Annotated in this window: 12 protein-coding genes; 4 read left to right on the top strand and 8 right to left on the bottom strand. The window is 67.5% G+C overall.

Annotation, left to right across the window (positions count from 1 at the left end; all coding sequences use genetic code 11):
- Positions 1 to 300 precede the first annotated feature (300 nt).
- From ACIHFD_RS67325 to ACIHFD_RS67315, 3 genes are all read right to left on the bottom strand, one after another.
- Complete coding sequence (locus tag ACIHFD_RS67325; protein WP_364857688.1) at positions 301 to 507, bottom strand: hypothetical protein; 207 nt, start codon at positions 505 to 507, stop codon at positions 301 to 303.
- Positions 508 to 669: 162 nt separating this feature from the next.
- The gene (locus ACIHFD_RS67320; protein WP_397375875.1) at positions 670 to 1,365 is read right to left on the bottom strand and encodes a hypothetical protein; all 696 of its coding nucleotides are present in this window, start codon (positions 1,363 to 1,365) and stop codon (positions 670 to 672) included.
- 171 nt (positions 1,366 to 1,536) lie between these two features.
- A complete protein-coding gene (locus ACIHFD_RS67315) occupies positions 1,537 to 2,577 on the bottom strand; it encodes an NAD(P)-dependent alcohol dehydrogenase (RefSeq protein WP_397375874.1) in 1,041 nt (346 codons plus the stop codon).
- 132 nt (positions 2,578 to 2,709) lie between these two features.
- Between ACIHFD_RS67315 and ACIHFD_RS67310 the strand changes: the two genes are divergently transcribed.
- Positions 2,710 to 3,432: a TetR/AcrR family transcriptional regulator C-terminal domain-containing protein gene (locus ACIHFD_RS67310; RefSeq protein WP_364857697.1), complete on the top strand. Its 723-nt coding sequence runs from the start codon at positions 2,710 to 2,712 to the stop codon at positions 3,430 to 3,432.
- Here ACIHFD_RS67310 and ACIHFD_RS67305 read toward each other — a convergent pair whose 3' ends face one another.
- Together ACIHFD_RS67305 and ACIHFD_RS67300 are read right to left on the bottom strand one after the other, a co-directional pair.
- Positions 3,433 to 4,374: a tyrosine-type recombinase/integrase gene (locus ACIHFD_RS67305; protein WP_397375873.1), complete on the bottom strand. Its 942-nt coding sequence runs from the start codon at positions 4,372 to 4,374 to the stop codon at positions 3,433 to 3,435.
- Positions 4,375 to 4,585: 211 nt separating this feature from the next.
- On the bottom strand, positions 4,586 to 5,722 hold the full coding sequence (locus tag ACIHFD_RS67300) for an epoxide hydrolase family protein (protein WP_397375872.1): 1,137 nt from the start codon (positions 5,720 to 5,722) through the stop codon (positions 4,586 to 4,588).
- 61 nt (positions 5,723 to 5,783) lie between these two features.
- On the opposite strand from ACIHFD_RS67300, the gene ACIHFD_RS67295 reads away from it, so the two are divergent.
- A complete protein-coding gene (locus ACIHFD_RS67295) occupies positions 5,784 to 6,737 on the top strand; it encodes a WYL domain-containing protein (RefSeq protein ID WP_363984495.1) in 954 nt (317 codons plus the stop codon).
- Between the two features lie 374 nt (positions 6,738 to 7,111).
- On the opposite strand, the gene ACIHFD_RS67290 is transcribed toward ACIHFD_RS67295, so the two are convergent.
- Both ACIHFD_RS67290 and ACIHFD_RS67285 read right to left on the bottom strand, forming a co-directional pair.
- Positions 7,112 to 8,350 carry a hypothetical protein gene (locus tag ACIHFD_RS67290; protein ID WP_397375871.1) on the bottom strand — a complete coding sequence of 413 codons (1,239 nt, stop codon included), beginning with the start codon at positions 8,348 to 8,350 and terminating at the stop codon, positions 7,112 to 7,114.
- 117 nt (positions 8,351 to 8,467) lie between these two features.
- Positions 8,468 to 8,608 (bottom strand): hypothetical protein, encoded by a 141-nt coding sequence (locus tag ACIHFD_RS67285; RefSeq protein WP_397375870.1) that lies wholly within the window; start codon positions 8,606 to 8,608, stop codon positions 8,468 to 8,470.
- 130 nt (positions 8,609 to 8,738) lie between these two features.
- Between ACIHFD_RS67285 and ACIHFD_RS67280 the strand changes: the two genes are divergently transcribed.
- Together ACIHFD_RS67280 and ACIHFD_RS67275 are read left to right on the top strand one after the other, a co-directional pair.
- Positions 8,739 to 8,897 (top strand): hypothetical protein, encoded by a 159-nt coding sequence (locus tag ACIHFD_RS67280; RefSeq protein ID WP_397375869.1) that lies wholly within the window; start codon positions 8,739 to 8,741, stop codon positions 8,895 to 8,897.
- Positions 8,894 to 9,052 carry a hypothetical protein gene (locus ACIHFD_RS67275; protein ID WP_364264802.1) on the top strand — a complete coding sequence of 53 codons (159 nt, stop codon included), beginning with the start codon at positions 8,894 to 8,896 and terminating at the stop codon, positions 9,050 to 9,052. The genes ACIHFD_RS67280 and ACIHFD_RS67275 overlap by 4 nt, the downstream gene beginning before the upstream one ends.
- Positions 9,053 to 9,557: 505 nt before the next feature.
- Here ACIHFD_RS67275 and ACIHFD_RS67270 read toward each other — a convergent pair.
- The gene (locus ACIHFD_RS67270; protein ID WP_397375868.1) at positions 9,558 to 10,016 is read right to left on the bottom strand and encodes a DUF5990 family protein; all 459 of its coding nucleotides are present in this window, start codon (positions 10,014 to 10,016) and stop codon (positions 9,558 to 9,560) included.
- Positions 10,017 to 10,173: the final 157 nt, after the last annotated feature.

Below are 10,173 nucleotides of genomic sequence, written 5' to 3'. Positions count from 1 at the left end.
AGCTCAGACCCCGGACGGGAGAACGTCCCACAGCAGAACTGCCAACTGTCGCCAAATCGCATCCGATGCAATAGGCGGCAGTTGTAGCAATGAAGAAATTTTCAACGAAGTTGCGTCTGACCTGCAATAACGCAAGCTCCTCCGACTGGCGTCTCGGTTTGATCACGGTGTTGGATCATGACGCTAAGGACGGTTTGCGGCTCGGGTATCGGCCAGGGACTACGGCCGTTCCTTCGCATCGTCGGCTCCGGCGCCGCACAGGATGTCACGGCATCCTCGCCATCGATACGAGTCGCTCCCTTAAACGGGGTTAAAACACCAGGTCAGGAGGGATGAACCTCCTCGCGCGGCCCGTCTCTGGCGTATTCCGGCCGCCCCCTTGTAGAGGTGGAGGTAGTCGACGTAGATGTAGAAGAACATGAAGCTGGTCCAAGCTGCCGTGAGCTTGGCCTGCACGGGGATCGGCGGGTTGTCGAGCAGGCTCGGGGTGTTCGTTCGGATGGTCATCGGTTCTTCTTTCGAGAGGAGCGGTCTCCCCGCCGGAGTGGCGGCAGGTTTGGGCGTGAATACGCACGGGTGGTCGAATTCGAGGCTGTGGCTGCCATCCCCGGGCGGCCCTCCACGGAGTCCTCGCCAGCGTGCGCAACCTCGGCGCCGCCCTCATCTCGGTCACGACCGAACGAGGCGCACGCCGGTCGCGAGCAGCCAGACGAGCCAGGCGACGAACCCTAGGAGCCCGACGAAAATCAGCGGCGAGCCGTCGGCGATTGCGAGGTTGCCCAGCCCCGCGGCGAGCAGCAGGCTCCCGCCCACCATGCCCAGCAGGCGCTGCCAAGCCGGAGTCAGCCCGCTCGCGTGCGCGGCGAGGGCCGAGCCGATGCAGGTGGTGCCGAGCATCGGCAGCGCCAGCGCGAACGCCGCCGCGTGAATCTGCCAGACGAGCCCGAACGCGGGCGTCGGCTCGGCGAGCCCGCCGGCGGAGAGCGCGAGCCCGATCTGCAGGACGTTGACAAGCACGAAGATGGCCGACAGCGTCGCGCCAGCGGCCAAGGCGAGGCGCGACCAGTCAGCGCCCGCTCCGCCGCGCCGCTCCACGAGGCCGTGCAGGCCCGTCACGAACACGAGCAGCAGCGGCAGGTACAGGGCTACCAGACCGGACACGATCGCGACCGCGTCGCGGTTGGCCGCGTAGTAGGCCAGCACTTCCTCGATCGGAGCGCCGTAGGGCAGCGCGCCCGTTACCGCAAACAACACGTTCTCTATCACCACCAACACCGCGAACGCGATCGCCGCGGCACCGACGAGCCGGCCTCGAACGAACCAACTGCGGGCTGGCGTGGTGGCGGTGTTCTTCGGTGATCTCATCTCTTACTCCTTCGTTGCGGTCGGATGACCGGCGGGTTGTCGAGCAGGTTCGGGGTTTTCGTTGGGATGGTCATCGGTTCTTCTTTTCGAGAGGAGCGGTTCGTCCGCCGGAGTGGCGGCAGGTTTGGGCGTGCACACGCACGGGTTGGGTCGTTCTCGTCGGTGCGGTCGTCAGACGGTGACGACGACCTTCCCTCGGGTGTGGCCGGCCGCGACGTAGCGGAGGGCGTCGGCTGCTTCGTCGAGGGGGTAGGTGCGGTCGATGGCGGGCGTGACCTGCCCGGTCGTGAGCAGGTCGGCCAGGGTGAGCAGGTCCTGGCGCTTCCCGACCGATGTGAAGGGCTTCAGCTGCTGACGGGTGAACCCGGACAGCACGCGCGCTTTGACGATCCGGCCGAGGGGGCCGAGCCAGCGGCCGCCGCGTCCGCTGTTGGGGATGAGGGTGCCGGTGGGCGTCAGCGCTCGGCGGGCAGCCGCCAGGGGCTGGGCTTCCACGTTGTCGAGGATGACGTCGTAGCGCTTCCCGGTGCGGGTGAAGTCGGTCTCGGTGTAGTCGACGACGTGGTCGGCGCCGAGCGACCGGACCAGGTCGACGTTGCGGGTGCTGCACACACCCGTCACCTCGGCGCCGAAGGCCTTGGCGATCTGTACGGCGAAGGAGCCCACGCCGCCCGACGCGCCCGTGATCAGCACCGTCTGGCCCGGTCGAACGTTCGCGATGTCGCGCAATGCCTGCAATGCCGCCATGGCCGACGTGGGCACCGCTGCCGCGTCCACGTCCGACAGGTTGGCAGGCACGGACACGAGGTGGTCCGCCGGGATGCAGGCGTACTCCGCGAGCGTTCCTGTGGTGCTCCAGCCGAACACCTTGTCGCCGGGTCGGAGAGCGGTGACGTCCTTCCCGACCGCTGCCACCACGCCAGCGAGGTCCCTGCCAGGGATGCCGTGGCGCGGCCGGCGGAGCCCGAACACCAGGCGCACCACGTACGGCTCACCGGTCATGACGAAGTAGTCGCCAGGATGTACTGAGGTCGCGCCCACCTGGACGAGCACATCGCCTCGACCGGGCAGCGGTAGCCCGACCTCGGACGACTTGAGCACCGAGGGCGGGCCGTAGCGGTGCTGGACGGCGGCCCGCATCGTCGCCGCCCCGGCCGGACTCGCCCCCGGCACCAGGCCGTCTCCGGTATTCGATCGCTGTTCGATCCCCACAGAAGCCTCCTCCTCCGAACCGCGACACTCGCTGACTCGTACACCGTACGTCGTACGCCGTACGAGTGCCTCTGCTGTACTGTGCTCGTACGCTGTACGATTGTCAATCTGTACGAGCAAGCGAGGAGACCCGTGTCCGGGAGGGAACAAAGGCAGGTCGCGTCCGACGCGGGGCTGAGCAAGCAGCGGGTGGTGGTGGAGGCGGTCCGGCTCGCCGACCGCGAGGGGGTCGACGGGCTGAGCATGCGCCGGCTGGCTCGCGCGCTCGGCGCGGGCGCGATGTCGCTCTACTACTACGTGGCGAGCAAGGACGAGCTGCTGGACGCCATGATCGACGTCGTGTTCGAGGAGATCGAGCTCCCGCCCGAAGAGACCGACTGGCAGTCAGCGATGCGACGGCGGGCGGTATCCGCCCGACAGGTTCTCGCACGCCACCCGTGGGCGAACGGCCTGATGGAGTCGCGGACATCGCCCGGGCCCGCGAACCTCCGCCACCACGAAGCGGTCACCGCCTGCCTGCGGAGGGCCGGCTTCTCGGCCTTGATGGCGACGCACGCCAACTGGTTGCTCGACAGCTATGTCTACGGTTTCGCCCTGCAGGCGGCCAGCCTGCCGTTCGACACCGCCGATGAGTTCGCGGACATGGCCGAGGACGTCTTCCTGCCCCAGCTCCCTCCTGACGAGTTCCCCTACCTCAACGAGTCCGCCGCGGCGCTCGTCTCTGCCGGCTTCGACCCGGCGAAGGAGTTCATCTTCGGCCTCGACCTCGTCCTAGCCGCCCTCGAGTCCCTGAGGGGGCCAGACCAAGTACGAGAGAAAGGGGCAGCGTCCCCTCCCACTCGGAGAAGTTCCTGATCAGTGGGTACGGCGGCGGGGTGCCAGGACCTCGGTGACCTTGGCGATGGCTTCTGCGCCGGGTTTGACGTAGCGCAGGGCGGTGCGGGGGTTCTTGTGGCGGGTCTTGCCCATGATGAGCTGCAGCGGCACTTCGGCCTCGCCGAGGTGGGTGGCGGCGCTGTGGCGCAGCTGGTGCAGATCGAGCCCGGCGTACTTCTCCAGCAAGACGCGGGCGCGGTCGTAGCCCAGGCGGGCGCGGCCGGTGTGCGGGCAGATGTCGGCGGCCGCCGGACGGCGGGCCGGGACGGGGCGGCGTTCGGACAGGAACAGCGGGCCGTGCGTGCGCGTGCTGCCGTCCGGTAGGCGTAGTAGCCGGGGCAGCAGGTGGGCGGTGCCGCTGTCCCAGTACACCCACTCGGTGGCGCCGCCCTTGGAGCGGACGGGGGCGCGGCGGTGCTCCAGGTCGAGGTCTTCGACGTTCAGGGCGAGGATTTCGGCGGCGCGGGCGGCGGTCTCGTACAGCATCCGCCACAGCGTCTTCTCACGCAGTGGGATGTCGCGGCGGGACAGCAGCCGATGGATGGTGGTCTTGGCGACCGCGCGGGTCTCGTCGGCGCTCTCCTTGCGGCGTTCGGCATCGGCCGGGACCGATGGCGCCGCCCAGCGCTTCTTGGTCTGGCACCAGCTCAGCCAGGAGGCGACGGCGGCGCGGTTGCGGTTCCAGGTCGCCGGCGCGCTCGCCCCCCACAGTTCGGCGAGTGCGGCGCCGATCTCGGCGTCGGCGACCTCGGCGAGCGGCCGGTCGCGGCCGAGCCGGGCGGCGACGCGGTCGATGGCCGAGGCGTAGGCGCGGTGAGTGTTGGGGTTGGCCGTGCGCGGGGTGGCCAGGAAGGCGTCGGCGGCCGCGGCGAGGCTGACGCCTCCACCGCGAAGGGCGGTGACCTTCGGCGCGGCGCTCATGCCGGCCGCCGAGCGGCGGTCGCCGTGCCTGTCCGAACTATGTACCGGATAACGTGCCGGAGTCGCGCAGCGATCCGGCGAAGGGTTCTCCTGGTCGCCGCGCCGCCATGATCGCTCATGTACGCGATAACAAGCTGTTATCACGTACATGTGGCCGAATGGCGATCTGGTGCACGATCGCCGTTCGGCCCGATGGTTCCAGACTCCCGAATCAGCGGAGTTTGCGGAAGAATTCGCGCAGGTCGCCGATCATGAGGTCGGGGGCCTCCATCGCTGCGAAGTGGCCGCCGCGGTCGAACTCCGACCAGTGCACCACGGTGTTCTGCTTCTCGGCGATGCCGCGAATCGTGTCGTTGCCCGGGAAGACCGCGATGCCGGTGGGCACACCGGAATCGGGGAGCTCCGCGCCCCAGTGCTGGACTTCCTTGTACAACCGCATGGACGAGCCGGTGGTGTTGGTGAACCACAGGATCGAGAGATTGGTGAGCAGCATGTCGCGGTCGATCGCGTCGGAGGGCGTGGCCTTGGCGGGATCCTTGAAGGTGTTCACCACGTCCAGCACCCACGCCAGCATGCCCGCGGGCGAGTCGGCGACCGCCGGCGCGAGGGTCTGCGGACGGGTGGCGTGCATGCCCGCATAGCCCGAGGTCTCCTTGCTGCTCCAGTCCTTCATTTGCGCCAGCTTCTCTTGATCGCTTGCGCTGTAGCCGGACCCGTCGTCGCCCCAGGAGAAAATGGTGATCGGATCGTTGAGGTGGACTCCCGCCACGTGCTCGGTGTCGATGCGGCCCAGCTGGGGTGCGATGAACGAGCCCGCATCGCCGCCCTGGGCGCCGTAGCGCTCATATCCCAACTCCGCCATGAGTCTTGCGATGAGCTCCGCGCTACGCTCGGTCGACGCCGCACCGGCCGCGCGTGTCGGGCCGGAGAAGCCGAACCCCGGGAGCGTCGGAATCACCAGGTGGAAGGCGTCTTCCGGAGCAGCGCCGTGCGCAACCGGATCGGTGAGCGCGCCGATCATGGCAGTGAAGTCCTCGAACGGCCAGCCGTGCACCAGGACTAGCGGCAGCGCGTCGGGCTCGGCCGAGCGGATATGCAGGAAATGCACACGCTGCCCATCGATTTCGGTGACGAACTGCGGATACCGATTCCAGGCAGCCTCCTGCGCCCGCCAGTCGAAGCCGGTACGCCAGTACTCGGCCAACTCCCGCACATAGCCGGTCGGGATGCCGTAGGTCCAGCCGACGCCGGGCAGTTCCTCGGGCCAGCGAGTGGCGGCCAATCGCCGGTTCAGATCCTCGAGGTCGGTGTCGGGGATATCGATGCGGAAGGGAGCGATTTTCGTCATGTCTTGAAGCTAGGAGGGCCTTAGGACAGGTTCGTTCCTAAGTTGGTGGCATTCTTGAATCATGCTCGAAACCTCGGCTCGGCTCCTGCGCTTGCTGTCCCTGCTGCAGATGCATCGCGACTGGTCAGGCGGCGATCTGGCAGAACGCCTCGGCGTCAGCGCCCGGACCGTGCGCCGGGACGTGGATCGGCTGCGCGAACTCGGCTATCCGGTGGACGCCGTCCAGGGCGCGGCGGGATACCGGCTGGCCGCGGGCAGCACCCTGCCGCCGCTGCTGCTCGACGATGAGGAGGCGCTGGCCGTCGCGGTCGGCCTGCGCACCACGACGGGCGGGACCGTGGCCGGCTTCGAGGACTCCGCGCTGCGCGCCCTCACCAAACTCGAACAGGTCATGCCCTCGCGCCTGCGGCACCGTCTGCAAGCCTTGCAGCGCTCCTTGATCCGTGTGGAGGCGACCGCGCCACGCGTGGAACCCGACACGCTCATCGCCATTTCCGACGCCTGCCACCGCCACGAGCGGCTGCGCTTCGAGTACACGAATTTCCATGGCCACCAATCGATCAAGGATGTCGAACCACACTCGGTGGTCAACTTCAACCGGCACTGGTACCTGGTCGCGTGGGACGCGGCGGCCGCGGACTGGCGTTCCTATCGGGTGGACCGGCTGCACGCTCGCACACCCACTGGCCCGCGCTTCCCACCCCGCGAGGCGCCGGAAGGGGATGTGGTCACCTATCTTTCGAATCAGCTCTCCGCGCGCGCGTGGCCCTACCGTGCCACCGTCACCCTGCACCGCTCGGCTGCCGGACTGGCCGACCGCATTTGGACTGGTATGGGCGTGCTGGAGGCGATCGACGACGCCAGTTGCCTGCTCCATGTAGGCGCCGACTCCCCGTGGGCGCTGTCCTGGATGATCACGTCCATCGACACCGACTTCACCGTCACCGATCCCCCGGAGCTGGTCGAGCAGATCGAAATCCTCGCTCGCCGTTGCGCAGCCGCGATCCGGGCTTGAGAACACGGCACCGCCCGCTGCCCGGCCAGGCACAGGCCCGCCGGTCAGCGATCACCATCAATGAACCAGGCCCTGCACCCCCAACATCACTGCAGGTCGCGGCTATATCCGACCGAAACTTCGTCAGTGCTACCGGGACCCCATGAAGTACATGCGGTGGCGTTCGGCCAGGTCAGCAACGTGCGCTTTGAGGAGAGAGCAGTCGTTCTGCCGGGTGTGCTCGGTCCGCCCCCGGTCTGGCTGACCTTGGGCGACGTGATCGTGTGTACCTGGTGGCGCGAGGGTTACTGACACCCCCAGTCGACGCAATGCCCCAAGCGCGCGCCCGGGGGCACGGCGTACCGTCACGGTCGTGACACGCCAGGGCACGACAGCTAACCACATCGTTTCCCCTTGGGAGCAGTGTCGGGGCCCTGGTCGACCAGCAGTTTGACGTACAAATCGAACGGAGCTTCGTTGGGTGTGCGTTGATCGGCTGGGATGTCTTTAGCCCAGACGCTGACAACGGTGACCCTGGTCCATGACGACCCCGATGCTTCCCGCACGATGATCGCGGCTCCGATCGCTATCTCGGCCTCCGGGCATGATGTGGTCGGCGTGGTGATGAAGATCCTTGGGCCGCTGCTGGTGGAAGCACCCGGAACGTTGATGCGGACGGCGTGAGTGGGTGTTGACCAGTCCTCGCCCACGGTAATCACGGGTTGGTAAGTCTTGCGCTGAAACATGGGCGGCCTGCTGGTGCTCTTGGGGGCTTCTTCCAGCATGTTGGCTTTGGGGGTCGTACTCCCGTGAGAGGGAGGGCTACTCCCGAGGAAGGTGCCGGCAGGTGGCGTGTTGGTCGACGGCAGCGTCCATCTATCCAGCGCCCAAAGCGTCACAAACACTACGAGGGTGGCGCTTACCGTCACCGTCACGATACGAGGCATGCCGCGCCATCCATGCCGCACCTGGTCGGCCTCGGCAGGTTCTGCCAGCGACATGTTCCTGGCACCTTGGCCCTGGTCAGGGCCGTTATCGGCGTTGTCCACGAGTTGTCCGCGGACAACGCGGGGCGTGGGCTGGCTCGGTGATGCCAAACTGAGCTGTGTGCGCAGCTCGTCCAGGGCGTGGTGCGCTTGCTGCAGGAGGAGTGCGTTAGTTTCCAGCAGGCGGTCGCACTCCTGCTCATCCAGCGGCAATGGCTGCATGTCGCCGACGGCGCCACTCACCTTGGTCGGAGCAGGTGGTGCGCCGCCCAGGGCCCGTCGGCATCGTTCGGCCTGCAGATGGGCTTCAAGCCGTAACTGTTCGGCTTCTTCTCTGGCCTGTCGGGCTTCTTCAAGCTGGGCCTCCGCCCGCTCCAGGCGGTCGCGGTAACGATGGTGTCTTTGAAGGAAGGCGTTCTGTTCTTCCAGTTCCCGGCAACGGGCGGCGAGAGACGCGACGAAGCCGAGCAGGAGCATCATCAGCTGGTTCATGCCAACCAGGGTCCGTTGTGCCTCGTCCTGGCCGCGCCGAGCCTTCTCCAGCCGGGCCCGCAGCTCCCGCTCGGGTAGGTAATGCTCAGCCGCGGTCGGCTTGCCCGCTGCAGCCCGCTCTGCCCTCGCCAGCATCTCCTGGCCCTTGATCAGCATCCGCTGCTGTCGGGCCGGTTCGGGTACCAGTTCGCGGATTACCTCCTCCAGCAGCCAGCTGGGGATCAGGTGGCTGCCGTTGCGGAACTGGGCCCACTTGGTCTTGTTGTATTCAAATCAATCGGCCAGCTCTCGGATCGGCAGCTTCTCGGTCAGCTGGTACAGCCAACGCGCCAGTTCCTCAGCCTCGGGGCTGTCAGCCCGGAACCGTACCGGCCGCCCCCGCCGACGCGGGGATCGGCTCCCCTCGATCGTCATGAGGATTCCTCCTTGGCCCGCAGCTGATATTTGTCCGCGACCGACCTGGGCCAACGCGCTGAGCGTGCACGGACAAGGTCAACCGTTGGCACGGTGGCCTCACCGACACCCACTCCACGGAGGTCAACTCGTGAAGCACATCAGCAATTCGCACGCGCTGCGTGCCGCCCATCGCGGTGCGGCTCCCTCCGACCTCACGGAGGTCGAGAGCACCACACACACCATGGGGCTGCGCTTCGGAAGGTGCGGTCATGCGCTCAGCGCCATGGAAGTTCAGGAGTCGCTGTGAACAGCCGCGAATGGCAGATCATCGTACTGCTGGCGATCGGCGGGGGCAGCGCGTACATCGTGCTGCAACATCCGGAGGCCGCGACGCCACTGGTAACTGGCATCGGCGTGGTCACCGTGCTCCTGGCCCTCCTTGACCGCGGCCAGCAGCGATGACCCGGTTGGCGCTGGGATTGATCAAGGCTCGGTCCGCATGGCTGCGCAGGCAGAGAGAAGAGACGGTGCTCGACGACGCCCTCGCCACATCCCAGGCGGCGGCGTACCTACGCCGCCTCGATGCGGGGACGCGGTCAAGGCCCACCAAGCCTGGTGAGGGAAGCCCCGCCACGCGCAACCCCTACAACGGCGTGGCCGCGCTGCGCGACTTCACCCCCGAGCTCCACGCCGCGGCTTGGACTCTGTCCCGTTCCCGGAACGGCGTACTCCCAGGGCAGCGCTGTGGGGCAACCATGGGTGCCAATCGATCCCACGCTGGGCACGGTCATCCACAGCCGAAACCTCGGCGTCCGGCCCTTCGTCTGACCTGCGGTTGCCGATGGACGCGGCCCCTTTCAGCCGTATTCCGGTGGGACCCGCAGAGCACCGACCCCGCCGACTGCACCAGCGAGCAGGTGTGCAGCATCCTGGCCTCCTCGATCCCGGCCCGCCCGGTCGGCAAGCCTCAGCCCGCAGGAACCGACCAGGTCACCAGCGGCGGACGGACCGACGCGCACAACGGCTGACCCTTGGCGTCCGTCAGCCTCAGCCGGGCCACCACGACACCACGCGCCGCGGCGTCGGCCAGCACGTTTGCGGGAATCGCGGCCAGCCACACCTTGGCCCGGCGAAACATCGAGAACGCCCCGGCCGCATCGACAGTCCCCCACGACAGATAGATGAACCGGCCGCCCGGCCTGCCTTGAACAAAGGGTCCCCGTAGATCCCACCCCGTCGTGGTCCGGGTGCAGATCACCTCCAGCTCCCACACCGCTGACGAAGCATCGCCCGGCGTCACCCCCAGCAACTCGTCACGGCGCTCCCGCCGCTGGACGCCGACATGAATGTTGACGTAGCCGGGAAACCCGGGCTCTTGCCCACAGACACGACCAGGTAGATCTGATGCCTCAATCCGGATCAGCACCTTCCCATCATGGCCCGCGACCCAGCGAGCACAAGCTCAGACGCGCGCCGCGCCGTCGTGTCGGCCCTCCTCTCGGGTTGGTGCGATGAGCCCCAAAGTAGAGAGTCGCCCCAGGTCACAGCAGGTGACCGAGCCTCCTGTCGAGACCGGTGTTCGG

The organism is Nonomuraea sp. NPDC051941 (assembly GCF_044593615.1).
This window is presented reverse-complemented; position numbering and strand designations above follow the sequence as displayed.